Origin of the sequence: Pseudomonas gingeri (assembly GCF_013386115.1) — a bacterium.
In the GTDB taxonomy this organism is placed as follows: Bacteria; Pseudomonadota; Gammaproteobacteria; order Pseudomonadales; family Pseudomonadaceae; genus Aquipseudomonas; species Aquipseudomonas gingeri.
In genome coordinates this window covers 341,545-364,905 of record NZ_JACAOR010000013.1, presented here as the reverse complement: position 1 = coordinate 364,905, position 23,361 = coordinate 341,545, and the positions used below count along the sequence as shown (strand labels likewise).

At 64.2% G+C, this 23,361-nt stretch carries 20 protein-coding genes; 7 read left to right on the top strand and 13 right to left on the bottom strand.

Features of this window, described 5'->3' with window-relative positions; genetic code table 11:
• Window positions 1-100: 100 nt before the first annotated feature.
• Both phoR and phoB read right to left on the bottom strand, forming a co-directional pair.
• Window positions 101-1,423 carry a phosphate regulon sensor histidine kinase PhoR gene (gene phoR, locus HX881_RS25775; RefSeq protein WP_017124187.1) on the bottom strand — a complete coding sequence of 441 codons (1,323 nt, stop codon included), beginning with the start codon at window positions 1,421-1,423 and terminating at the stop codon, window positions 101-103.
• Window positions 1,424-1,466: 43 nt separating this feature from the next.
• Window positions 1,467-2,156 (bottom strand): phosphate regulon transcriptional regulator PhoB, encoded by a 690-nt coding sequence (gene phoB / locus HX881_RS25770; RefSeq protein ID WP_003176964.1) that lies wholly within the window; start codon window positions 2,154-2,156, stop codon window positions 1,467-1,469.
• A 153-nt stretch (window positions 2,157-2,309) separates the two neighbouring features.
• On the opposite strand from phoB, the gene HX881_RS25765 reads away from it, so the two are divergent.
• Window positions 2,310-2,687, top strand: a complete 378-nt coding sequence (locus tag HX881_RS25765; protein WP_017124188.1) for a COG4315 family predicted lipoprotein — start codon at window positions 2,310-2,312, stop codon at window positions 2,685-2,687.
• Between the two features lie 275 nt (window positions 2,688-2,962).
• On the opposite strand, the gene ubiA is transcribed toward HX881_RS25765, so the two are convergent.
• Both ubiA and HX881_RS25755 read right to left on the bottom strand, forming a co-directional pair.
• Window positions 2,963-3,853, bottom strand: coding sequence for a 4-hydroxybenzoate octaprenyltransferase (gene ubiA / locus HX881_RS25760; protein ID WP_017125594.1), 891 nt, complete (start codon window positions 3,851-3,853; stop codon window positions 2,963-2,965).
• A complete protein-coding gene (locus tag HX881_RS25755; RefSeq protein WP_177087272.1) occupies window positions 3,853-4,416 on the bottom strand; it encodes a chorismate lyase in 564 nt (187 codons plus the stop codon). The genes ubiA and HX881_RS25755 overlap by 1 nt, the downstream gene beginning before the upstream one ends.
• Before the next feature lie 217 nt (window positions 4,417-4,633).
• On the opposite strand from HX881_RS25755, the gene HX881_RS25750 reads away from it, so the two are divergent.
• The 6 genes from HX881_RS25750 to HX881_RS25725 all read left to right on the top strand — a co-directional run bounded on the left by HX881_RS25750 (window position 4,634) and on the right by HX881_RS25725 (window position 8,972).
• Window positions 4,634-4,801 carry a rubredoxin gene (locus tag HX881_RS25750; RefSeq protein WP_017125592.1) on the top strand — a complete coding sequence of 56 codons (168 nt, stop codon included), beginning with the start codon at window positions 4,634-4,636 and terminating at the stop codon, window positions 4,799-4,801.
• Between the two features lie 43 nt (window positions 4,802-4,844).
• Complete coding sequence (locus tag HX881_RS25745; RefSeq protein ID WP_177087270.1) at window positions 4,845-5,993, top strand: NAD(P)/FAD-dependent oxidoreductase; 1,149 nt, start codon at window positions 4,845-4,847, stop codon at window positions 5,991-5,993.
• A 189-nt stretch (window positions 5,994-6,182) separates the two neighbouring features.
• Window positions 6,183-6,458: an HU family DNA-binding protein gene (locus HX881_RS25740; RefSeq protein WP_003213368.1), complete on the top strand. Its 276-nt coding sequence runs from the start codon at window positions 6,183-6,185 to the stop codon at window positions 6,456-6,458.
• A gap of 226 nt (window positions 6,459-6,684) precedes the next feature.
• Window positions 6,685-7,119: a DUF1795 domain-containing protein gene (locus tag HX881_RS25735; RefSeq protein ID WP_017125590.1), complete on the top strand. Its 435-nt coding sequence runs from the start codon at window positions 6,685-6,687 to the stop codon at window positions 7,117-7,119.
• 27 nt (window positions 7,120-7,146) lie between these two features.
• Window positions 7,147-8,442 carry a PAAR domain-containing protein gene (locus HX881_RS25730; RefSeq protein ID WP_017125589.1) on the top strand — a complete coding sequence of 432 codons (1,296 nt, stop codon included), beginning with the start codon at window positions 7,147-7,149 and terminating at the stop codon, window positions 8,440-8,442.
• Entirely contained in the window at window positions 8,439-8,972 is a 534-nt protein-coding gene (locus tag HX881_RS25725; RefSeq protein ID WP_017125588.1) for a hypothetical protein, read from the top strand. Before HX881_RS25730 ends, HX881_RS25725 begins: the two co-directional genes overlap by 4 nt.
• Before the next feature lie 7 nt (window positions 8,973-8,979).
• Here the strand turns inward: HX881_RS25725 and HX881_RS25720 are convergent, their stop codons facing one another.
• The 9 genes from HX881_RS25720 to tssE form a co-directional block, all read right to left on the bottom strand.
• Window positions 8,980-9,300, bottom strand: a complete 321-nt coding sequence (locus HX881_RS25720) for a hypothetical protein (RefSeq protein ID WP_246356582.1) — start codon at window positions 9,298-9,300, stop codon at window positions 8,980-8,982.
• 493 nt (window positions 9,301-9,793) lie between these two features.
• Window positions 9,794-10,198 carry an immunity 22 family protein gene (locus tag HX881_RS25715; protein WP_177087268.1) on the bottom strand — a complete coding sequence of 135 codons (405 nt, stop codon included), beginning with the start codon at window positions 10,196-10,198 and terminating at the stop codon, window positions 9,794-9,796.
• Window positions 10,199-14,647, bottom strand: coding sequence for an RHS repeat-associated core domain-containing protein (locus HX881_RS25710; protein ID WP_246356581.1), 4,449 nt, complete (start codon window positions 14,645-14,647; stop codon window positions 10,199-10,201).
• Window positions 14,648-14,650: 3 nt separating this feature from the next.
• A complete protein-coding gene (locus HX881_RS25705; protein ID WP_177087266.1) occupies window positions 14,651-15,076 on the bottom strand; it encodes a DcrB-related protein in 426 nt (141 codons plus the stop codon).
• A 15-nt stretch (window positions 15,077-15,091) separates the two neighbouring features.
• Window positions 15,092-17,026, bottom strand: coding sequence for a type VI secretion system Vgr family protein (locus HX881_RS25700; protein WP_177087264.1), 1,935 nt, complete (start codon window positions 17,024-17,026; stop codon window positions 15,092-15,094).
• A gap of 140 nt (window positions 17,027-17,166) precedes the next feature.
• Window positions 17,167-19,845, bottom strand: coding sequence for a type VI secretion system ATPase TssH (gene tssH, locus HX881_RS25695; RefSeq protein WP_177087262.1), 2,679 nt, complete (start codon window positions 19,843-19,845; stop codon window positions 17,167-17,169).
• Window positions 19,838-20,890: a type VI secretion system baseplate subunit TssG gene (gene tssG, locus HX881_RS25690; protein WP_042935125.1), complete on the bottom strand. Its 1,053-nt coding sequence runs from the start codon at window positions 20,888-20,890 to the stop codon at window positions 19,838-19,840. The genes tssH and tssG overlap by 8 nt, the downstream gene beginning before the upstream one ends.
• On the bottom strand, window positions 20,854-22,713 hold the full coding sequence (gene tssF / locus HX881_RS25685; protein ID WP_177087260.1) for a type VI secretion system baseplate subunit TssF: 1,860 nt from the start codon (window positions 22,711-22,713) through the stop codon (window positions 20,854-20,856). The genes tssG and tssF overlap by 37 nt, the downstream gene beginning before the upstream one ends.
• Window positions 22,710-23,234 (bottom strand): type VI secretion system baseplate subunit TssE, encoded by a 525-nt coding sequence (gene tssE / locus HX881_RS25680; protein ID WP_218169290.1) that lies wholly within the window; start codon window positions 23,232-23,234, stop codon window positions 22,710-22,712. Before tssE ends, tssF begins: the two co-directional genes overlap by 4 nt.
• Window positions 23,235-23,361: the final 127 nt, after the last annotated feature.

Sequence of the window (23,361 nt, the reverse complement as noted above, 5' to 3'; positions counted from 1 at the left end):
TTTCAATTTGAGGTGTGTTTCGGTACCTGAAGGGCAGGCACAAGTCATCCAATGTAGCGGCACATGGGCCCGTTGCCTAGTGGCCTGGCACCATCGGTGCTCAGGCGGACAGGTTGTTTTTGTGCGCGCGGGTCACTTGCGCGGGGACGAAATGGCAGGTGAAGGTGCTGCCGTGGCCCAGTACGCTGCTGATTTCCAGGCGGGCGCGATGGCGCAGCAGCACGTGCTTGACGATGGCCAGGCCCAGGCCCGTACCGCCGGTGTTGGAGTTGCGGCTGGAGTCGACGCGGTAGAAGCGCTCGGTCAGGCGCGGCAGGTGTTTGTTGTCGATGCCGATGCCCGAATCCTGCACGCTGAGGTGGGCACCGTGTTCGTCGCCCCACCAGCGGATGCGGATATTGCCTTCGGCCGGGGTGTATTTGACGGCGTTGAACACCAGGTTGGAGAACGCGCTGCGCAATTCCGCCTCGCTGCCCTTGAGCCGGACGCTGTCGTCGGCCTCTAGGGTGATGGTCTGGTTGCGCTGCCCGGAGAGGGCCTGGGCATCGTTGCGGATCGACTGCAGCAGGGTGTCGATGCGCACCGGCTGGTTGTCCGACGGGTAGTCGGTGGCTTCCAGCTTGGCCAGCAACAGCAGGTCATTGAGCAGGGTCTGCATGCGCCCGCCCTGCTGCTGCATTTGCTGCAGCGCGCGGACCCAGCGCGGGTTCACTTCCTCGACGTTATCCAGCAGGGTTTCCAGGTAACCGCAGATCACCGTCAGCGGGGTGCGCAGTTCGTGGGAAACGTTGGCGATGAAGTCCTTGCGCATCTGTTCCAGCTGGTGGATGCGCGTGACGTCGCGCACCAGCATCAGGTGTTCGTTATTGCCGTAGCGGGTGATGTACAGCTGGATGCGCATGCGGTCGTTGGTCGGCGACGGGATTTCCAGCGGCTCGGCGTAGCTGTCCTGCTCGAAATATTCCTTGAAGCGCGGGTGGCGGACCAGGTTGGTCACCGGCTGGCCGCTGTCCTGCGGGGTCTTGAGGCCGAGCAGGGTTTCCGCGGCGCGGTTCCACCATTCCAGGTTGCCGTCGCTGTCGAGCATGATCACCGCGTCCTTGAGGGCGGCGGTGGACTCCTGGACCCGGTCGATCACCGCTTGCAGGCGCCCGCGCACGCGCTGGTCGCGGCGTTGCAGGTGATAGATGCTGTCGAATACATCGCCCCACAGGCCATAGCCGTCCGGCGGTGCTTCGTCGGGTTTGTGCTGACGCAGCCATTCGTGCAGGCGCAGCAACTGCTTGAGGGTCCAGCCCAGGTAAATCCCCAGGCCGGCAGCCAGCGCCCAGCCGTAATAGCCGCTGATCAGGCCGACCAGCAGGCAGGCGGTCACCAGCAACAACAGATGGCGGATCAGGGTGCCATGCCAGTTTTGATTCACTTCAACATGCGTCCTTGTCAGCAATCATTGCGCGAAAAGCGGCTCAGCCCTTGGTGGAAAACCGATAGCCGGTGCCGCGCACCGTTTGTACCAGATTCTCGTAGGCATCGCCGAGGGCTTTGCGCAGACGGCGGATATGCACATCAACGGTACGCTCTTCGACATAGACGTTGCCGCCCCAGACCTGGTCCAGCAACTGCCCGCGGGTGTAGGCGCGTTCCTGGTGGGTCATGAAGAACTGCAACAGACGGTATTCGGTGGGGCCCATTTCCGCGGGCTTGCCGTCGATGGTCACGCGATGGCTGATGGGGTCGAGCAGCAGGCCACCGACTTCGATCGGCGCTTCACCGTCGGTCGGACCGGCGCGGCGCAGCACGGCCTTCAGGCGGGCGACCAGCTCGCGGGGGGAAAAGGGCTTGGTGATGTAGTCATCGGCGCCGACTTCAAGACCCTGGATCTTGTTGTCTTCCTCACCCTTGGCGGTGAGCATGATGATCGGGATATCGCCGGTCAGTTCGTCGCGCTTGAGGCGCCGGGCCAGTTCGATACCCGAGGTGCCGGGCAGCATCCAGTCGAGCAGGATCAGGTCAGGTTTGCGGTCGACGATGATCGCATGGGCCTGCTGGGAGTTTTCGGCTTCCAGGCAGTCATAGCCGGCCATTTCCAGGGCGACAGCGATCATCTCCCGAATCGGGGCTTCGTCGTCGACGATCAGAATGCTCCTGCCAACCATATCCCTTAATCCTCTTGTCATTTAACTGTCTTGCGCCGCATTAGATAACGAAATTATTGCAGTCATGTGACAGCTTTTCCGCGAGGCCGACGATTGTCATTTCCATGGGCTACGCTGGGAGTTCGAATCTACAACCACAAAAGGAAGGTTCTGATGACTCATTCTTCGTTTTCACTGAAAGCCCTGATGGTAACGGCGGCATTGACGCTGCCGACCCTGGGGTTCGCCGCCGAGCCGGCCATGATGAAAGACGGCAAGATGGTCGATGGCAAGGGCATGACCCTGTACACCTTTGACAAGGACGCCGGCGGCAAATCCATGTGCAATGACAAGTGTGCCGAGAACTGGCCACCGATGATCGCTGCGGAGGGCGCCAAGCCCGAAGGCAAGTGGACACTGATCAAGCGCGCCGACAACAAGATGCAGTGGGCGCATGATGGCAAGCCGATGTACACCTACAAGGACGACACCAAGCCTGGCGACATCAATGGCGACGGTAAAGGCGGCATGTGGCACGTAGCCAAGCACTGATCCGACCCGGTCTCCTGTAGGAGCCGGGCTTGACGATGTTCGGCGGTGACACACCGCCCTGTAGGAGCCGGCTTGCTGGCGATAGCGGTGGCGTAGCTTGCATCGTCATCGCTGGCAAGCCAGCTCCCACAAGGTCCCGGGCTTGACGATGTTCGGCGGTGACACACCGTCCTGTAGGAGCCGGCTTGCTGGCGATAGCGGTGGCGTAGCTTGCATCGTCTTCGCTGGCAAGCCGGCTCCCACGGGTCGGGTTGTGTCCCTTCGGACCCGGCCGGTCAGCGCAGCGCGTAATCCAGCACCACGCCGATAAAGATCGCCAACCCGGCCCAGTGGTTGTGCAGGAACATCTGGAAGCAGCGTTGCGGATCGCGGTCGCGGGTTCTCCAGAACTCCCAGGCAAAACACGCCGCGGCCACCAGCAGGCCGGCATGGAACCAGCCGCCCAGCTCGAAGCGCGCGCCGGCCAGCAGCAGGCAGCCGAGCATCAGGCCCTGCAGGGTCAGGATAATCACTCGGTCGGCGTCGCCGAACAGGATGGCGGTGGATTTCACCCCGATCTTCAGGTCGTCCTCGCGGTCGGTCATCGCGTAATAGGTGTCGAAGGCCACCGTCCACATCAGGTTGGCGATATACAGCAGCCAGGCCGCCATGGGCAGGTTGCCGTCCTGGGCGGTGAACGCCATCGGGATGCCCCAGGAATACGCCGCCCCCAGCACCACCTGCGGGTAATAGGTGTAGCGCTTCATGAACGGGTAGCAGGCCGCCAGGGCCAGCGCGCCGAAGGACAGCCAGACCGTGGTCGCGTTGGTGCACAGCACCAGCAGGAAACTGATGCCCATCAGCAGGGCGAACACCGCCACCGCTTCCTTGCCGCTGATCCGGCCCGCCGCCAGCGGTCGCTGCTCGGTGCGCTTGACGTGGCCGTCGACCTTGCGGTCGGCGAAATCGTTGATCGCGCAGCCGCCCGCCCGGGTCAGTACCACGCCGAAGGTGAAGATCAGCAGGTGGCTCAGCGATGGCGCGCCCTTGGCGGCAATCCACAGCGCGCTGAGGGTCGGCCACAGCAGCAGGTAGATGCCGATGGGCTTGTCCATCCGCGTCAGTTGCAGGAAGTCCCAGGCGCGCGGGTGCAGGCGGTTCATGGACTTGAGCAGGTTCAGGTACATCAGCAGGCCTCCCGGTCGGCATTCACGGCCTGCCACAGGCTCGGCAGGAAGATTTCCGCCACCAGCAGGCTCAAGGGGCCGCGATTGAAGCGTGAGCGCCGGCCCCAGAGGTCATCCACGCGATATTCCGTGGGCAACCACTGCGCCGGGTAGCGACAGACCTCGATGGCCTGGCGTTCGAACGCCTGGTCGCAGAACAGCAATTCACCCAGCGAGCGGCTGCCCAGCTCGTCCATGTTCAGTCCGCCTTGCCGCAGGGCGCTCTGCGCCGCCACGCTGCGGGCGAACACCCAGGGCTGGCCATGGCCGCGCAGATACACCTCGCGCACCCAGCCGAGGCTGGCGGCGGGCAGGTCCAGGGCACCGCACTCGTCGTCGCGCAGCGGTTGCCAGCCTTCGAACAGCGGCGTGACACTGAAGGCATTGTCGGAAAGTCCGGTCAGACGGCGGGTCAGCGAGCCCTCGTCGAACAGCCAGTCGAGGGTGTGGGCATCGGGCGGGGTCGCCAGCCGGCTCTGTGGGAGCCAGGTGGGAGACGCCGGGAATGGGGCTTTGTACGGCACGATGGGCAGTTGATTGGCAGCCAGTGAGGCGGCGAGCTTATCACAGGGTGTCCGGCCAATTAGAGCGCTTGGGCGGCCACTGCTAGCGATCGTGCTTGCATCTGCCGGCTTCGATCAGTACAAAACGCCCTGAGCCGGACGGCAACGCTGCATCCATCGATCGTCCGCGCCGTAAAACGCCTGGGAACCGAGGAAGCATTGAAATGAAGGTAGCGAAATGAAGAAGTGGCAATGTGTGGTCTGCGGCCTGATCTACAACGAGGCCGAGGGTTGGCCGGATGACGGCATCGCACCCGGCACTCTCTGGCAGGATGTTCCGGAAGACTGGCTGTGCCCGGACTGTGGCGTCGGCAAGATGGATTTCGAGATGATCGAAATCGCCTGATTGATCAATTTTTAAACACCTCTCAATGGACCTGGAGAAAGGAATGAGTGCACCTGTCGTGATCGTCGGCACCGGACTGGCCGGCTACAACCTGGCCCGGGAGTTTCGCAAGCTCGACGGCGAAACCCCGCTGTTGCTGATCACCGCCGATGACGGGCGTTCCTACTCCAAGCCCATGCTGTCCACCGGCTTCGGCAAGAACAAGGAAGCCGACGGACTGAGCATGGCCGAACCCGGCGCCATGGCCGAGCAGCTCAAGGCCGAGATCCGCACCCACACCCGCATCAGTGGCATCGATCCGGGCCACAAGCGCCTGTGGATCGGCGAAGAGGCGGTGAACTACCGCGACCTGATCCTCGCCTGGGGCGCGGAAACCGTGCGGGTGCCGGTGGAAGGCGACGCCCCCGAGGCGATCTTCCCGATCAACGACCTGGAAGACTACGCCCGGTTTCGTGCCGCCGCCGCCGGTAAAAAGCGCGTGCTGCTGCTGGGCGCCGGGCTGATCGGCTGTGAATTCGCCAACGACCTGATCCTCGGCGGCTACGAAGTCGACCTGGTGGCCCCGTGCGAACAGGTCATGCCGACCCTGCTGCATCCAGCGGCGGCGGCAGCGGTGCAGGCCGGCCTGGAGGGCATCGGCGCACGTTTCCACCTCGGTCCGGTGCTGACCCGCCTGCAACGTGCCGGCGATCACCTGGAAGCGCACCTGTCCGACGGTGAAACCCTGGTTTGCGACGTGGTGGTCTCGGCCATCGGCCTGCGCCCGCGCATCGACCTGGCCGCGGCGGCGGGCTTGCAGGTCAACCGTGGGGTAGTGGTGGACCGCCAGCTGAAAACCTCCCACGCCAATATCTATGCACTGGGCGACTGTGCCGAGGTCGACGGCCTGAACCTGCTGTACGTCATGCCGCTGATGAGCTGTGCCCGCGCCCTGGCCCAGACCCTGGCCGGCAACGCCACCGCGGTGACCTATGGCGCCATGCCCGTCACGGTGAAGACACCGGTCTGCCCGCTGGTCGTTTCGCCACCACCACGGGGAATGGAGGGTGTGTGGACCGTCGAAGGGCAGGGTGCGGACATCAAGGCATTGTGCCGCGATGCCAGTGGTCGCCTGCTCGGCTACGCCCTGACCGGCGGTGCGGTCATGGAAAAACTGGCCCTCAACAAAGAACTCCCACCGCTGCTGGCGTAAATAGCGGGCGTTCTGTCGCAAACACCCTGCTTTTGCCCTGCTAAAGGTCGCTGGCAGACTGGCGCGGGGCCCGGCGCCGTGCCATCCTCACTCCCGTCTGCCGCAGAGTAGAGCCTGCGGCGCCTTGGGCGCTGTTCCGGAAGAACAGCACGGACATAACAACAAAAAACCGTCAAAGAGGCTTCACTTATGCGTAAACCAGAACTCGCCGCTGCAATCGCTGAAAAAGCGGATCTCACCAAAGAACAGGCCAACCGCGTTCTCAACGCCGTTCTCGAAGAAATCACCGGCGCGCTGCACCGCAAAGACAGCGTCACCCTGGTGGGTTTCGGCACTTTCCTGCAGCGTCATCGCGGTGCCCGCACCGGCAAGAACCCGCAAACCGGCGAGCCGGTGAAAATCAAGGCCAGCAATACCGTTGCCTTCAAACCGGGCAAGTCGCTCAAAGATAGCGTCAACCCGTAAGCACCAGGCTGGACTCCCGGAGCAAGGGGAGCGCTACAGGAAAATGGGCACACCGATGGGATCGGGTGCCCATTTTTATTGCCCGCGGCTTCGATCTGCCGGCAAAAATGAGAGCGGCGTCATGACCCGGTGAACGCCTGGTCGGCGCACCTTGATTGTTACCAGTTATTGCTTGAAGATTTGCGGCCCATCGCGTCACTCATCTGCATGGAAAGCGCCCCGTACCATGACCGCATACCGTCTTCAGGAAGCCGATCTCGAGATCCCCGATACCTGGCAGGATCAGAGCATCAATATCTTCAAGCTGCCCGCCGTGGGCGGTGCCAGGGAAGCCAGTTTTGTCATCAGTCGTGATCCGAGCCGGGGCGATGCGGTGTTCGCCGACTATGTCGCTGCCCAGTTGAAAAGTGCCGAGCAGCAGTTGCCGGGCTTCAACCTGGTCAAGCGCTGGGACTTCGTGCTGCATGAGCATGCCGCCGCGCTGCTCGATTACAGCTGGCAACGCGAGGGCCGCGAGCTGATGCTGCGCCAGGTCTTTATCGACCGCAAACCCGTGGTGCTGATCACCACCCTGACCACCACGCCGGACGACCTCGTGTACCATGAGCCGGCGTGGAAGGCGGCGATGCAGAGTCTCAAGCTCCAGCCACAGACCGCCTGACCAGCCTTCCGGGACGACGATAACGCCATGGATGTATTGGCCGCTGCCCGCCTCGGCGACGAGATAGCCCACGGTTTTGGCGTGGCCGCGATGGTCGCGGGCGCGGTGGCCGGTGCCCTGATCGGCGCCGCGGTGGTGGCCGCCACCGTGGCCACCGGCGGTGCGGCGCTGGCGATCATGGCCGGTTCGATCGCGGCGGGCGGCCTGTCGATGTTCCAGATCATCAAGGGCCTGAACACTATCTTCAACCTGCCCGAGCCGACGACCGGGGCGTTGATCATGGGCAGCCTGAACGTCTACATCAATACCCGCAACGCGATGCGCGCCGGGATCGATGTGTCAGCCACCTGCTCTGGGCTGCCGATGAACCATTCGACCTGGCCGTTTCCGGTGCTGATCGCCGAAGGCAGTGCCTCGGTCTATATCAACGGCAAGCCGGCGGCGCGGCTGCAGAGCAAGATGGTCTGCGGGGCGCATATCAAGAGCGGCAGCCCGAATACCTTTATCGGCGGGCCGACGATTGCCGTGGCGTTTGTCCTCGATCTGGAAAGCTGGTTGCACACCGGTCTCGAAGCCCTTGGCCTGGTGGCCCTGGGCGCGGCGGCGGTGCTGGCGGCGATGGCCGGCGCCGCGGCCTTTGCCGGTTTCGTGGTGATCGGCGGGGCGATGATGGGCGGCATGGCCTTGCTGGGTGACCTGGGCGATCGCCTGGGGCCGGGTTACCGCGACCTGTTGCAGGGTGTCGCGGGCATGGCGCTGTTGGGCCTGGGACCGAAGATGGCGCGGATCGGCAAGACGCCCGAGCCGCGCGCGGCGGTCTACAAAACGGGCATGACCGAGGCCGATATCATGGCGCTGCCCAAGGGCAGCCGGCCGCCGGCGAGCGACTATCTCGATGGCGCTTACGTCGACAAGCACCTCAAGGTGTTCGCCGACGAGGGCGGCGGCTTCCTGTTCACCCCCGACGACATCGCCAACCCCAAGTACACTTCGTTCAACCCGAACAAGTTCGTCATGGCCAAGTCCGATCTCAACGCCGTGGTGGCCGAGTACAAGAAGACCGGTGACGTCTCGGTGCTGGAGACGGCATTGGGCTACGATCCGGGATCGCTGGTGGGCAAGGACATCTACATGGTGAGCCTGGACAACCCCAAGGTGGTGATGCCCAGCGGCAACGAAGGCGGCGCCAACTCGCTGTGGCGCCCGGGCGGCCTGACCCATCCCGGTGGCAGGCAGGAGGCGGTGCTGGATAATGTGCCGATCTTCCACGGTAATGACGTCGACGCCCTGATGTCGACCCACGATGTAGTGAGAATCCAATGAGCAACCCGCAAGACAACGTGCTGCTGCTGGCACTGGCCAATGACGAACTGGACAAGTTCCTGGTGGGCGAGCCGTTCTACTTCCTCGAGGCCAAGGTCGACAACGATGAGCCACAGAATGTGGTGGCGGCCTTCGACCAGTTGATCCTGCCGTACTGGCGCCAGACCCATGATGCGAGCTTCGCGACCCGCTTCGTGGCCGCGTTGCTGACGATCCTGGCGACCTATCCGGACCGCAACCGGGCGATCTATATCGCCCATGACTGGGTCTGGTACTACCGCTTCTGCCAGGACAAGCAACGCAAGCAGCCGCAGGGGCCCTATGGCGATCTGTTCGATGTCGACCTGGGCAGCGTCGCCGTGGCGCTCAGGCGGCAACTGGAAAGCCGCAAGGCCGACCTGGTGGCCGATACCCGCTGGGCGGGCGCGGCCTGGAACAGCCCGGATGGCATGTGGACCCCGTTGATGCGCTCGGCGCTGATGGTGCGGGACAAGCTGGGTGGTCCGGACTTCGTTCCGGCGAACGCCTGAGCCTGCGCTAGGCGCTCATGGCCGGCGCGGAATGGCCGGCATCCTTGAGCAGGGCGTCGACCTTCTTCAGGTGATTGAGCAGGGTGCCGACGTTGCTGGCATTGAGCAGCGTGCCCTGGGCGAAAGCCTTGTTCAGCGGGGCCATGGCGCTGGACACCGCGTGGTTGGCCTCGGCTTCGCGCAGGTTTTCCTGAAGCTGGGCGAGCATGCTCCTGAGCAAGGGATCATCCAGGGACAGCGGGGCGCCAAGGTCATGCTTCTTCAACGTGCTGACCAGCAACCCCAGCGCCACGCTGGCCCGCATCAACGCTCTTTCTCGTGCATCCATTCGCCATCTCCCCTGTTGACGATCCTGGTGACGGTTGAAGGATAGACCACGGTTGCGGAGTCGTTCAGGTATCTGTCGGCAGCACCGATTCCAGCCCGCCCCATCCTGGTGGGCAGCTTGCCCGAGCTATCGGCCCACTACCGGATAGTGCCTGATACGGCACGCATACTCCTGGCCATCGCCCTTGCAGATACCATCCAGATACCGGTAGTCGACACGTACCGACTGGCCTTTGCCGGGCCACCGTTTGCGTGGCAGCGTGGCCTGATAGTCGCTCGTCTCCGGGGTGAAGGTGATGCTCGTGCCTTGCTCCGGGCATTCCGTCGTAGCCGATTTCGGGCTTACTGCCAGGATTCGGGCCTGTAGCTGCGGGTACGGTTGTTTCACTACCTCGGTGATGCTTAGCTCCATGCGGCAGATCTGCCAGGTTGCCGCGCTTGCGGGCGCGCATATCACGCATAGCGACAAAGCCAGCAGCTTATGGCGGGTTGCTTTAATCACCCTGGAACAGACCAATGTATTTCAAGCCGTTATAGCTGTCCTTGATGGGTTGCTTGAGGACCAGATCTGCATCCTGGTACCAGAAGATGGCATTGGCTTTCCTGATTCCCAGGGCATCGCAGCGAGCTTTTACCAGAGGTAGATCGTCTTGATCGACGGCAGCTTCGACCAGGATCTCATCCAGCGAAACTTCGCTGTCACAGCGTGGGATGATGCCAATGAAGTCTTCGTCATACCAACGGGTGCCGATGTCTTTGCAGAAACCGCAGAGTTTGTAGTTTGGATCGTCAAAGTCACCTTCAACAGAATAATCCAGCTTGAAGTACGCCATGTACTCCGCTTCCGGCGAAAAGTTGCTGCCTATCCAGACATGGACATTGTTGTTTTCATTTGACATTTATAAGCACCTACTCAGTTTCATATGGTTTCTATGATTCCTGGCGATAATCACTTTGGCCTGCCGTTTGCTCGTGGCCGTTTCCAGCTCGGCAATCAATTTGTTGTGGAAGTGCCTGCCGGCACGGCTGCCGTGATGGCCACCATCCGGTACGGGTCTGCCTTTTGAGTCCGTAACGTTAGTAAAGGTAATCCTGTCGGTGTCGACCACGTATTTTTTCAACTCTTGAGCGGTAAAGCCCAGCTCCTTGGCCTTGGCCGCAAGCGACACGGGGAACATCTCATGTTTTCCACCGGCCCCGCGCAGGGCTGCGCTTACCGACTCCTTGTTGCTGCTGATATCTTTGACCGATGCGGTGTTGAACCACTCATCGAACTTTCCATTCGCCCAGGGCGCCCATCCCAGAGGATCTGACCAGGTCAGTGGGTTCGGAGCATACTGGTAAAGATTGAAACCGCCGATCAACCCAATCGGATCCGGCGTAGTAAACCGCCCCACATCCGGATCATAGAACCGGAAGGTGTTGTAGTGCAGCCCGATCTCCCGGTCCAGGTACTGGCCCTGGAAGCGCAGGTTCTGTTCCTCGATATAGTACGGCTCGCGCACTTCCTCCAGGGTGTTGCCCCAGACCTTGTAGCGTGCCTGCCATACCGTCTGCCCGTCGTTTTCCGTCAGTTGTTCCGGCAGCCCGTTGAGGTCGTTGTGGTAATGGCGCACCTTTTGCTGCGCCCCCAGGCCATCGACTCGGGCCAGCGGTTCATAACCGTTATCGGCATACAGGTACAGGCTGGTCTGGCTATTGCGATGCTCCTGCAACAGGCGCAGGCCATCCCAGGTAAAACGTGTCTCGCCCAACGGATAGCCATTGCTGTCGTGCTCGCTCTTGCCGATACGCCGGCCCAGCGGGTCATAGGTCATGCGCACAACGGTTTCGCGTACGCCATTCTGGTTGTGTACTTCGATCAGGCGATGTTCGGCGTCATAGGCAAAGCGTTGCACGAGCCGGCTGCCACTGCGCTTTTCGATCATCCGCCCGAAGGCGTCGTAGCGGTAGCGCTTGTCCTGGTAGGTCAGCAGCTTGTTGTGCACCACCAGCCCCGTGCCTTGTTGCGGGCCGTCGAGCAGGTTGGCGGCGGCGTCGTAGGCGAAGGTCTCGCTCTGGCCCTGGATGTTGTCCTGGCTGGCGAGGATGCGCCCGGTGGCGTCGTAGTGCAGGAGCTGGCGGTGGTCGCCCCGTGGCTGTTGATCGAGGCGACCGATCAGGTTGTCGGCGGGGTCGTAGTCGAAATGCTTCTGGGCCGGTGCCGGCATTGCCGTGGGCGGGCCGGCGGGTCGGCGCATCCGGGAACGCAGCCGACCGCTGCGGTCGTAGTCGCTGCGGGTGCTGATCTGGCCCTGGGTACGCAGCACTTCGCGATGCAGGCGGTCGCGTTCGAAGTCGCTGATCACCTGGCCGTCGAGGTTGAGCTGGTGCAGGTGGCCGCTGCCGTAGTACAGGCGATTGACCCAGCGTCCGTCGGGCAACTGCGTCTGGACCAGGTTGCCCAACTCGTCATAGTGATGCCGCAGGCTGCCCGCCGTGCTCAGTTCTTCCAGTAACTGGCCGAGGGCATCGTAGGCGAAACCGAGCTTGTGCTCGTTGCCCTCCTTGTCGCTGAACACCACGGCGGTCAGCTGGTCGACGGGGTCGTAGGTATATTCGGTGTGCCCGTCATCGGTGATCTTGGCGACCAGCCGTCCGACCGCGTCGCGCTCCAACTGATGGACAATGGGCTTGACCGGTGCGCTGGGAACCACGGCCAGGCCATTGCCAAAGGGCGCCGGGACGTATTCGATACGGGTCGCGTTATCCAGTGCGTCATAGGCATAACGCCGGCCACTGCCGTCGAGGTCCTGCTGCTCGATCAGGCGATCATTGGCATCCCAGAGAAAGCGATAGCTCTCACCATTCTCGTTGGTCAGCGCCTGCAAGCGGCCATAGGCGTCATACCCGAACTGCACCTGCCGACCCAATGCGTCGATGCGCTGGCGGACCTGGCCGCGCCGGTCGTACTGATAAGCGGTGGTGTGTCCGGCCGGATCGACATGGCCGGTCAGCTGTCCGCTGCTATCGCGCAGGTACTGTTCGACGCGACCGTCCGGCAACGTGCTCTGCAACAGGTGACCTTGTGCGTCGTGCTGGTAGGTCATTCGTTCGCCGAGGGCGTCGATGACCACGTGCAGATAGCCGCGTCGGTCGTAGCCGAAGCGGGTCGCATAGCCGGAGCAGTCGACATGCTCGGTCAGTTGCCCGAGATCGTTCCATTGCAGGGTCTTGCTCTTGCCGCTGGCATCGATGATTTCCACCGCCTGGCCGCGATTGTCGTAGCGGTAGCGGGTGACCTGTCCCAGTGGGTCGATTTCGTGGGTGCAGTTGCCGCGCGGGTCGTACTGGTACTGCCAGCTGTTGCCGGCGCTATCGGTTTCCACCAGTGGCAATGCCCAGTGTTCCAGCCACAGGGTCGACTCGCTGCGCCCCAGCGGATCGACGGTGCCGCTGAGATTGCCGGCTTCGTCATAGCTGTACTGATATTGCCCGCCCTGGGGATCGGTGGCACCGAGCAACTGACGTTCGTCGTTCCATTCGAATTGCCAGGTCTGTCCCAGGTTGTCGGTGTATCCGGTGATCTGGTGCTGCGGGTTCCAGTGGCGGGTACTAATGCGCCGCAAGCCATCGGTGACGCGCGTGATGCCGTTGTCCAGATCGTAGTCGAACAGGTACTCGTCACCCTCGTCGGTCCAATGGCGGATCACCCGCCATTCGCGGTGGTCGACCAGCGCCCACTGATAGAAACAACGCAATCCGGTGGGCAGTTGATGTTCGACCATCCGCCGGTTTTCGTCATAGGCGAAGCGTCGCTGCACCTGGCCGAGTGCGTCGCGAACTTCAGCCAGGTCGCCATTGTGGTCGTACTCGTAACTGACCAGCATTTCACGTATCTGGTCCGGATAGAGGCGTTCGATCTGGCTAACACGTCGTGGCCAGCGGGCGCTGTAGATCAGCTCCACCTGGACCTGGTCGAAGGTGTCGCGCAAGCGGATCAGCGCGCCCGCCTCGCTGTAGTCGAGATAGATGCGGTTGTCGTTGCGGTCGCCCAACTGGCTCAGGCGCAGCAACGATGGATCCGCGAGGGTCGGTTCGAACAGCCGATACAGCCCGTCATCGCTCTCGATCAGCAATTGCCCGTTGCCGTTACGGCGCACGGCCAGGCTTTCGCCGGCACTGAATACCGCGCCGCCCAGGGGGATCGAGCCCATGTCGATGCGGCGGGCCTGCTCGTCGGTATAAACCAGGCGCTCGCCGCCTTCGGGATGTGGCTCGATGCGTACGCTGATTTCATAGGGCACGCTCCAGCCGGCACCCAGCAGGCTGTCATTACGCTCATCGCGGCTGTTGTAGAACCGTTGCCAGTCGATGGGCAGGATGCCGGGCAGGGCGAAATCCAGTTCTTCCTCGCCACCCAGTATCTTGGCACCGGTAGCGGCGTGGACCGGGTTGGGTGAGCCGGCGATGGCCTGGGTCAACGCCCCGGTGGCCTGGCTGACGACGAACGAGTTGAGCCCCGACAGCAACATGCACGGCAGATTGCTGATGAACTTCCCCTTGCCGCCCTTGAGCATCATCAGCACGGTGATCGCCAGACCGATGCCCGGCGTCTTGCCGCTGCGGATCTCGCGCACCACCACCGAGCCGCCGCCGATGGTCACGTTCGAGGACACCATGCCGGACGCTACCACCTTGGCATCGCAGGTGCTGCGGTCGCCGCTGCGTATGGCCGGCTGGCCGTTGATGCTGACTTTCTCCGAACCTTCGGCGAGAAACTGCGGTGGCATCGGCGGATGCTTCATGCAGGTGACCAGATCCAGCGGCTTGGGCTCCGTGCCGGGGCCCGGGGTGGCGACGGTGGGGCGCCACATCTGCGAGAAGAAACCCTTGGCCATATCGAGGAAACCGGGGCCTTCCCCGGCCGGTGCTTCTTCCTCGGCGGGGGCGGCGCTCTCGCTGTGGGGCGCGCCGCCGGCCGGGGCCGGGGGAGGGGCCGTGCCGGCTGCCCGCGCGGCGGGAATGGAGTTGGTCAGGGTGTTGGTGGAGCCGGTCAGGATCGTCGCCTGTACCGTGGGCGGGAACAACGCATTGCCGATGCCCTCGCACATACTGCTCAGGCCCTTGTCGGCGCCGGTCTTGCTCATGACCACGCCGACGATCACCCCGACCACCGCTCCCAGCAGGCAGGCGCCCAGGCCGCCGGTGGCCACCGTGATGCCGGTCGCCGCGACCACCGCCGCCGTCGCCAGTGCGCCGATGGCGACGTTGGCCGCCACCTCCAGCACGCCGCCGAGGATGTCGGCCATCACCGAGGTGTGTTCCAGCCCGTCTCCCAGTCGGGCCGCCCAGAGCGCGTCAGACATCCGTCAGGTCAGCGTCAGGCTGTGCTTGAGCGTGGCCCAGTGCGCGGTTTCGGCATCGCCCAGGGGCTGCGCCTTGACGTAGCTGAGGGCGATCATCTTGCGCGTGCCGGGAGGCACGAACGCCAGCTGGAACTGGAAGACTTTCTCCGTGCCCTTGCTGAACTGGCTGCGCAATTCGATGGCGTCGATGGACTGGTCGGCCCCCAGCCGCACATCCTGGCGCGGCTGGTAACGCAGCTCCTGGACCTGCTGCTCCAGGCGCTTGAGCTGGGTGTCGAAATTGCCGCGCAGGTCCTCGCCCTCGGCCAGCACGCTGCGACTGACGATCAGCGAGGTCCCCAGCTCGGGGAACTTGAGGATATTGATCGAGGCATCCAGCAATTCGCTGTCCGGCAGCTGGAACTGGAGTTCGTTGATTCGGTAGGTCATGGCAGGCAATGCTCCTTATTTGGGCGCGGGGAAGGCGGACGCCACCTTGGCGTCGATCGTGCCCTTCATGCCGTCGCCGTCGGGCGCGGCGTCGGCGCCCTTGCCATTGTTGAGGTGCAGGACGCCGCCGGTGTTGAACTGCGCATCGCCGCTGGCATGGAAGCTGATCTGCACGCCGCAGAGGTTGATCTGGCCGCTGGCGTTGAGCTCCAGCACGCTGGCTCCGCAGACCAGGCGCAGGTTCTCGCCCACCTCGATCAGGTAGCTCTGGCTGATGCTGTCGGTCTTGCTCTGGCCCACCGCCAACACGTCCTGCTGCTTGACGATGCGCACCCGGTTGTTGCCGATCAGCACGGTTTCGTCGTGGCCGATGCTCTTGTTGCGGTCATGGCCCACCGAGTGGCTTTCATCGACCTCGACCACGATGTCCTGGTTGCGCTCGGCATGGATATACAACTGCTCGGCGCCCTTCTTGTCCTCCATGCGGATTTCGTTGAAATTCGCCGGCGTGCCGCCCTTGCTCGAACGGCTTTTCATGCCGCTCTGGGTCGCCGCGGCGGGCAGGTCGTAGGGCACCGTCTGCTCGGCGTTGTAGACCCGGCCGGTGATGATCGGCCGGTCGGGATCGCCCTCGAGGAAGCTGACGATGACTTCCTGGCCGATCCGCGGAATCTGCATCGAGCCCCAGCTCTTGCCGGCCCAGGCTTGCGACACGCGGATCCAGCAGGAGCTGTTCTCGTTGGACTGGTCGTGACGGTCCCAGTGGAAGTGCACCTTGACCCGGCCGAACTGGTCGGTCCAGATCTCTTCGCCGGCGGGACCGACCACCACCGCGGTCTGCGGGCCCTTGACGATGGGCCGCGTAGTGTTCGCCAGCGGACGGAAGCTCTGCTGCGCGTCGATGCAGGTCAGGCTGCTTTCGAACTGCGCGCCGGCCGCGGTGGCGCCGGATTCGAGGTTTTCCTGGGCGATGTAGTAACGGGCGCCGACGATCAGGTACTCGCGGTTCTGGTCCTGGCGGCCGAAGCCGGTCAGGCTGAACAGGTGCCCGGCCCCGACGCCACGGGCGTTGCCGTTGAGCTCGACGCGCTCATGCAGGCTCTGGATGGCTTCGATGCGCGTGCGGGCGTAGTGCTCGCCGTCCTGGCTCTGCACATAGGTGCCGGGGTAGTCGTAGAGCGGATAGTCACCGGCGGTGTGCGAGCGCGGCATGGCCGAGCGCACATCGATCCGCGCGCTGGGGCGCTGGAAGTCGTAGTCGTTGAGTTCCAGCGAGCCCGGCTGGACTTCCTGGGCCAGGTGCCAGCCATTGAGGTGGTCGCGCTCGCGATGCTGGCCGTCCGGCGGATAGTAGGGCAGCGACTCGTAGCCCGGCGCCGGGTGGTGCGCGCCGTAGGCGTCGGCCAGGACCAGTACGTGGCGATCCTTTTCATGGCGGAAGTAGTAGTAGATGCCTTCCTGTTCCATCAGCCGGCTGACGAAATCGAAGCTGCTCTCGCGGTACTGCACGCAGTATTCCCACTCGCGGTAGGGCTGGCTGAGAACATCCTCGAAGTCGGAGAAGCCGAGGTCGCGGAACACCTGCTTGATGATCTGCGGGATGCTCTGGTGCTGGAAGATCCGGCAGTCGGAGGTCCGGGTCAGCAGCCAGAGCCAGGGGCGCAGGGTCACCGAGTAGCTGGCGAACTGGCCCTGGCTGACATTCTGGCTGCAGCGCGCGACGATGCCGTGGAAATGCCGGGCGCCGCCGCCCTGCAATTGCAGGGTGAGGCTCATGGGCTTGCCCAGCAACTGGTTCAGGTCGATGGCGCCGTCGCTGGAGGTCAGGTGCAATTCGTAGTCGAACAGCCGACCCAGTTCCTCACCGCCGCCGAAATCCTTGAGCAACAGCACGTCCGGCCCGAGTGGGCTGTTGATCTGGGCCAGGCGGGTGGCTTGTGTGAATTGCATCGATTATCTCGTTGAATGCGATAGATGGAGCGCTACACACTTGTAGGAGCCGGCTTGCTGGCGATCCAGGCGATGCGGTCTGGAAGGACACCGTGTCGCTATCATCGCTGGCAAGCCAGCTCCTACAGGTTATGGCGTAGTCAAGTTGCGTCGCTGAACTGGTAGTGCAGCTCGTTATCCCGCTCGCTGATCCGCACGCCCGCCAGGGCCTTGCCTTCGAGCATGCGCGTGAGGAATTCGCGGCTCATGTCCGGCAGCAGGCTGTTGGTCAGGATCGTATCGATCATCCGCCCGCCGCTTTCGGTCTCGGTGCAGCGCGAGACGATCAGGTCGACCACCGCGTCGTCGAAGTCGAAGGCGACCTTGTGGGTGCTCTCCACGCGCTTCTTGATGCGGCCCAGCTGCAGGCGGGTGATCGCCTTGAGCATGCTGTCGCTGAGCGGGTAGTACGGAATGGTCACCAGGCGCCCGAGCAGCGCCGGCGGGAAGATCTCCAGCAACGGCTGGCGCAGCGCCTTGGCGATCTCTTCCGGGTCCGGCACGTTGCTGGCGTCCTTGCACAGGTGCGAGATCAGCTCGGTGCCGGCGTTGGTGGTGAGCAGGATCAGGGTGTTCTTGAAGTCGATCACCCGGCCTTCGCCGTCCTCCATCACGCCCTTGTCGAAGACCTGGAAGAAGATCTCGTGCACGTCCGGGTGGGCTTTTTCCACCTCGTCCAGCAGCACCACGCTGTAGGGCTTGCGCCGCACGGCCTCGGTCAGCACGCCGCCTTCGCCATAGCCGATATAACCCGGCGGGGCGCCCTTCAAGGTCGAGACGGTGTGGGCTTCCTGGAACTCGCTCATGTTGATGGTGATGACGTTCTGCTCGCCGCCGTACATGGCTTCGGCCAGGGCCAGGGCGGTTTCGGTCTTGCCCACGCCGGAGGTGCCGGCGAGCATGAACACGCCGATCGGCTTGCTCGGGTTGTCGAGGCCGGCGCGGGAGGTCTGGATGCGCTTGGCGATCATCCGCAGGGCATGGTCCTGGCCGATGATGCGCTTTTGCAGGTGCTGGTCGAGGTTGAGCACGGTTTCCAGTTCGTTGCGGGCCATGCGGCCCACCGGAATGCCGGTCCAGTCGGCCACGACCGAGGCCACCGCCTGGTAGTCCACGGTCGGCAGGATCAGCGGGGTTTCGCCTTGCAGGGCACTGAGGCGCTGTTGCAGGTCGACCAGCTTTTCCCGCAGGGCGTGGCCCTGTTCGGTGCCGGCCTCGCTGTCGACCACGCCGACGCTTTCGCGCAGCTCGGCGCGGGTGGCGAGCAGTTCGTCCACCAGGCCTTTTTCTTCGGCCCAGCGGCTTTCCAGTTCGGCCAGGCGCTCGCGCTCGTTGCCCAGCAAGGTCTCGCTGTTGTTCTGGCGGGCGCGGGTATCGATGCCGATGGCGTGTTCGCGGGCAATGATCTGCAGCTCGGTTTCCAGGGCCTCGATGCGTCGGCGACTGTCATCGACTTCCGCCGGCACCGCGTGCAGGCTGATGGCGACCCGCGCGCAGGCGGTGTCCAGCAGGCTGACGGACTTGTCCGGCAGCTGCCGCGCCGGGATATAGCGATGGGACAGCTTGACCGAGGCCTCCAGCGCTTCGTCGAGGATCTGCACCTGGTGGTGTTTTTCCATGGTCGAGGCGACGCCGCGCATCATCAGCAGGGCCTTGTCTTCCGAGGGCTCGGCGACCTGCACCACCTGGAAGCGGCGGGTCAGCGCCGGGTCTTTCTCGATGTGCTTCTTGTACTCGGCCCAGGTGGTGGCGGCCACGGTACGCAGGGTGCCGCGGGCGAGGGCGGGCTTGAGCAGGTTGGCTGCGTCGCCGGTGCCGGCGGCGCCACCGGCACCGACCAGGGTGTGGGCCTCGTCGATGAACAGGATGATCGGCTTGGGCGAGGCCTGGACGTCTTCGATGACCTGGCGCAGGCGTTGTTCGAACTCGCCCTTCATGCTCGCGCCGGCCTGCAACAGGCCGACATCGAGGCTGCGCAGCTCGACATCCTTCAAGGCCGGCGGTACGTCGCCGGCGACGATGCGCAGGGCGAAGCCCTCGACCACGGCGGTCTTGCCGACCCCGGCTTCGCCGGTGAGGATCGGGTTGTTCTGGCGCCGGCGCATGAGGATATCCACCAGCTGGCGGATCTCCTCGTCACGGCCGACGATCGGGTCGAGCTTGCCGCTGCGGGCCTGTTCGGTCAGGTCGACGGTGAAACGCTTGAGGGCTTCCTGCTTGCCCATGGCGCTCGGGGCCATGGCACCGCTGGCTTCGCCCGGCACGGCACCGGCATTGAAGCCGTCGCTGGCGACCAGGTTGTTTTCCGGCGAGTCACCGACATATTCGTCGAAACGTTCGCTCAGGGCCTCGGCCTTGATCTTGTCGAACTCCGTCGACAATCCCAGCAGCGCATGGCGCAGGCTCGGGGTCTTGAGGATACCGAGCACCAGGTAGCCGGTGCGCACCTGGCTCTCGCCGAACATCAGGCTGCCGTAGACCCAGCCGCGCTCCACGGCTTCCTCGACATGGGACGACAGGTCGGTGATCGAGGTCGAGCCACGGGGCAGGCGGTCCAGCGCCTCGGTCAGGTCGCGGGCCAGGCGCGCCGGTTCGAGGTTGAACTGGCGCACCAGCCGGTGCAGGTCCGAGTCCTGCAATTGCAGCAACTGGTGGAACCAGTGGGCGAGTTCCACATAGGGATTGCCCCGCAGCTTGCAGAAGACCGTGGCGGCCTCGATGGCCTTGTAGGCGACGCTGTTGAGTTTGCCGAACAGCGCGGCGCGACTGATTTCACCCATGCTCTGTGCTCCTTGAGTGGTGGGCTGGTGTGGCGTGTTCGGCGTAATGCCGGGCCAGGATCAGGTCCCTGGCATCGTCTCGGGGTTGGCCGACCCAGGTGTTGAAGCCCAGGCGGAACCGGCCGTTGAGTTGCAACCTGGGGACTTCGGGCTGTTCGAGGACCAGGTTCAGGTCCCAGTCCAGCTCGTGTCCCAGGTATTCGGCGACCCAGGCCACCAGATGGCGGAAGGGTTCGCCGTCGGGCAGCAGGCCCATGTATTCATCGAGCTTCAGCGGGCCGAAGCGGATCCGGAACTTGTGCTGGCGATCCCAGACGTGGCGCCCGAGGCAGAAGTCCACGCCCAGCTGGTGGGCGCTGACCCCGACTCGGCTGCGTTCCGGCAGCTCCAGCCACTGGCCGACGTATTCCTCGATTTCCACCGGCAGGCCGAAATACTCGCTGAGGATCGCCTTCAGGCCGTCCGGATAGCGGGTCTGCGCGGCGAGGTGGCCGCTGAAGTGCAGCTTGGCGGTATCCGGGATCAAGCCCTGCTTGAGCAGGCTGGGCATGCCCCGGCCGCTCAGGGCGGCGAGGCGCGCGGACCAGTAGTCATCATCCGGGCGGTCGTGGCTGACGGTCGGCCGCGCTTCGGCCCAGGCCCGGTAGAACAGGCTCAGCAGGCGGTGGTGGAAGACATCGAGAAAGCGCTTGCTGGTGCTGTCGGCGTTATTGCGCTGGCGCTCGCGCATGTATTCGGTGAGGTGCAGCGGCAGCGGGCCGTTGGGGCCGCCGAGGCCGAAGAAGAACTGTTCCAGGCGTGCCGGCGTGGTCTCGGTGGCCGGTGACATCGACGCCAGGGTCGCCGGGGCGAAGGCACAATCGAGCTGCTGGCCGAGGCGCAACGGATCGTCCGCCAGGCGCAACGAATGGCCGAAGCGCGGCAGGTGCGGCGATTCGCACTCGATACGCCGCAGCGCCTGGAAGAAATCGTATTCCCAGGGCTCGGATTGCATCGCCGTGAGCGTGCTCACAGGGTCGGACGGCGTCCGGGCTTGGCTTTCCATCGCATGATCTCGCCGCGTTCGGTGGTACGGATCACCGTCTCGGTAAAACTGTTGATCGACACATAGCGTGCCAGGAAACGTTCGAACACCGCGCCGAGGAGAAACACCCCGGTGCCGCGAAACGCGTTCTCGTCAAATTCCAGGGTGATCTCCAGCCCGCGGCCGAAGACGATCGGCCCGGGCATCGGCAGGCGCCGGGTGCAGGCCTTGCTGCTGACCTCGCGCAGGCCTTCGATCTGCAAGTGCAGGGCGGCGTCGTTGCTGTCGCCGTACAGGCGCAGCAGTTCGCGCAGGGCAGCGGCGCCCTGGCCCTGTTCGCTGAGTGACAGGTAGTTCAGCGACAGCTGGCTGATCAGGCGCCAGGCCTTGTTGTCATGGGCATGGCTGGCGCGCGGCCGGCTCGGCCCGGCCAGGCAGCGCACCGCCGACACCGGGGCACTGTCGGCCAGGGTGAAGTCACTCTTGCCGGTGCCGACGTTCATGAACAGCGGCAGGTCGCGGTTGGTGCACAGGGCGCTGACGCCCAGCTGGCGCAGGTCGTGGCGGTACGGGGCCTGCTGGCTGTCCACCAGGCTGATGAAGGTCTCGCTGCCGATATAGGTCGAGCGGGTGCCCTTGCGCCGTTGTTCGCTGGACAGCACCCGCGGTTCGCGGCGCAGGGTGTAGTAGGCCTGGTCGCGGCCATAGCGGGACGGATCGCGCACGGCATAGAACGGCAGGAACGGCTGGTCGGGCCCGGTGCCGTGGCCGGTGACGCCGGTCAGCGAGTGGATCTCGAAGTCCATGGGCCGGGTGCGGTCGGCGATCACATGGTGCTCGTTGACCCGGTCGGAAAGGTGGATGCGGTCCACGCGACGGGGAAACAGGTTGATCGCCGGCGTGCAGAAGGGCACGAACTGCGCACTGCCGACGCTGCCTTCCAGACTCTGGTCGAAGCGCTCGAACAGCACGATCAGTTCCAGCTCCTGGCCGGCGCAGCGTTTGACCGCGCGCCCCAGCCCGGCGAACTCGACGAACAGGTAGCGTTGCGGCAGGGCGAAGTATTCCTGCAGCAGCCGATAGCCCTGGAAGGCCTGGGCCACCACCGGCATCGCTGCTTCCCGGTCATCGAAGCCGCAGGCGCGCAGGGCATCCGGCGGCAGGCGTTCGACCCAGTCGCCGCCGGGGGCACGGGCGAAGACCGCGCAGGCATTGCCCAGCAGTTGCTCGTAGAGCCGGAACGGCTGCTCGTCGGCGCCATTGAGATACAGCGGCAGGCTGTCCAGGTCGAGCTGGTTGAACGGCAGCTCGGCCCCGGTGCGCAGGGTCAGGCGCAGGCCGGCCTTGGCTTTCGGCTCACTGGCGGCCAGGCGCCCGAGCACTGCCGAAGGGTTGCCGAAGTACTCGGCCTGGCTGACCTGCAGCGGCCACAAGGTCACGGCATGGGCGCTGCGGTACTCGCAGGAGGTCTGGGTGTCCTTGCCCAGGGTGGCACGCAGCACGCTATCGCGGGGCAGGGTGAAACCGCCGGCCAGCGAGCCTTCGTCGGGATCGGCCTGCAGTTGCACCACGGTCATCGACGGAGTCGGTGCCAGGTAGTGCGGGTAGGCGATTTCCAGCAGGTTGTGGGTGAAGGTCGGGTACTCGGCGTCGAGCTTGAGCTGCACCCGCGCGGTGAGGTAGGCGAAACCTTCCAGCAGGCGCTCGACATAGGGGTCGGCGCAGTCGATCCCGGACAGCGTCAGGCGCCCGGCGATCTTCGGGTATTCCTTGGCGAACTCGGCGGCGCTTTCGCGCACGTGCTGCAGTTCCTGGTTGTAGAGGTCGAGCAGGCGCGGGTTCATGAACGTCTCCGTTGCTCGGCCGGGACCACGCGCACATGGCCGGACTCCAGGTCGAGGTCGGTGCGCAGCAGCAATGGCAGGGAGGCCGGCAACGCCCAGAGATCGCCCTCGATCTCGAAGCTCAGGGCATTGTGGTTCATCTCGCCGTAGGCGACCTGGGCGCGGACCCGCAAGGTGCTGGCCAGGATGCGCGGCTCGAAGGTGACGATGGCCTTGTGGATCAGGCTTTCCAGTACCGGGATATCGATGCTCGAGGCACTGTAGCCGGCCAGTGCCGGCAGGCCGTAGTTGATCACCGAGGTGCCCGCCGGGGTGTGCACGGTGGCGTCGGCGTCGAGCAGCGACGTGGTATTGAGCAGCCAGGTCAGGTCACGCAGCACCGAGGCCTTGAGCTGGCTGAGGGACAACACGCGTTTGTCCGTGCCTTCCTGCAGATGGCCGGGTTCGTCGTCGGTCAGCCGGTCGAGCAGCGACGGTTGCAGGCGTTCGCGCAGGGCGAAGTCGCTGGGCACGCTACTCATGGCGCAACGTCGCCCGTCCGAACGTCATGGGGGCGGGCCGCTCTGGGATGGCAGCAGCGCTGATCGGGAAACGAAGGCTTGGCCATGCTCGGGCACCGGGAGTGAATCGAATTCGGGGGTAACGCCA

Coding starts and splice junctions, on each gene's coding strand:
- tssG (WP_042935125.1), bottom strand. CDS start 20,890: ATGGAAAGCCAAGCCCGGACGCCGTCCGACCCTGTGAGCACGCTCACG.
- HX881_RS25705 (WP_177087266.1), bottom strand. CDS start 15,076: ATGACCTACCGAATCAACGAACTCCAGTTCCAGCTGCCGGACAGCGAA.
- HX881_RS25765 (WP_017124188.1), top strand. CDS start 2,310: ATGACTCATTCTTCGTTTTCACTGAAAGCCCTGATGGTAACGGCGGCA.
- tssE (WP_218169290.1), bottom strand. CDS start 23,234: ATGAGTAGCGTGCCCAGCGACTTCGCCCTGCGCGAACGCCTGCAACCG.
- HX881_RS25750 (WP_017125592.1), top strand. CDS start 4,634: ATGAAGAAGTGGCAATGTGTGGTCTGCGGCCTGATCTACAACGAGGCC.
- phoB (WP_003176964.1), bottom strand. CDS start 2,156: ATGGTTGGCAGGAGCATTCTGATCGTCGACGACGAAGCCCCGATTCGG.
- HX881_RS25715 (WP_177087268.1), bottom strand. CDS start 10,198: ATGTCAAATGAAAACAACAATGTCCATGTCTGGATAGGCAGCAACTTT.
- HX881_RS25700 (WP_177087264.1), bottom strand. CDS start 17,026: ATGCAATTCACACAAGCCACCCGCCTGGCCCAGATCAACAGCCCACTC.
- tssH (WP_177087262.1), bottom strand. CDS start 19,845: ATGGGTGAAATCAGTCGCGCCGCGCTGTTCGGCAAACTCAACAGCGTC.
- tssF (WP_177087260.1), bottom strand. CDS start 22,713: ATGAACCCGCGCCTGCTCGACCTCTACAACCAGGAACTGCAGCACGTG.
- HX881_RS25740 (WP_003213368.1), top strand. CDS start 6,183: ATGCGTAAACCAGAACTCGCCGCTGCAATCGCTGAAAAAGCGGATCTC.
- HX881_RS25745 (WP_177087270.1), top strand. CDS start 4,845: ATGAGTGCACCTGTCGTGATCGTCGGCACCGGACTGGCCGGCTACAAC.
- ubiA (WP_017125594.1), bottom strand. CDS start 3,853: ATGTACCTGAACCTGCTCAAGTCCATGAACCGCCTGCACCCGCGCGCC.
- HX881_RS25725 (WP_017125588.1), top strand. CDS start 8,439: ATGAGCAACCCGCAAGACAACGTGCTGCTGCTGGCACTGGCCAATGAC.
- HX881_RS25720 (WP_246356582.1), bottom strand. CDS start 9,300: ATGGATGCACGAGAAAGAGCGTTGATGCGGGCCAGCGTGGCGCTGGGG.
- HX881_RS25735 (WP_017125590.1), top strand. CDS start 6,685: ATGACCGCATACCGTCTTCAGGAAGCCGATCTCGAGATCCCCGATACC.
- HX881_RS25730 (WP_017125589.1), top strand. CDS start 7,147: ATGGATGTATTGGCCGCTGCCCGCCTCGGCGACGAGATAGCCCACGGT.
- HX881_RS25710 (WP_246356581.1), bottom strand. CDS start 14,647: ATGTCTGACGCGCTCTGGGCGGCCCGACTGGGAGACGGGCTGGAACAC.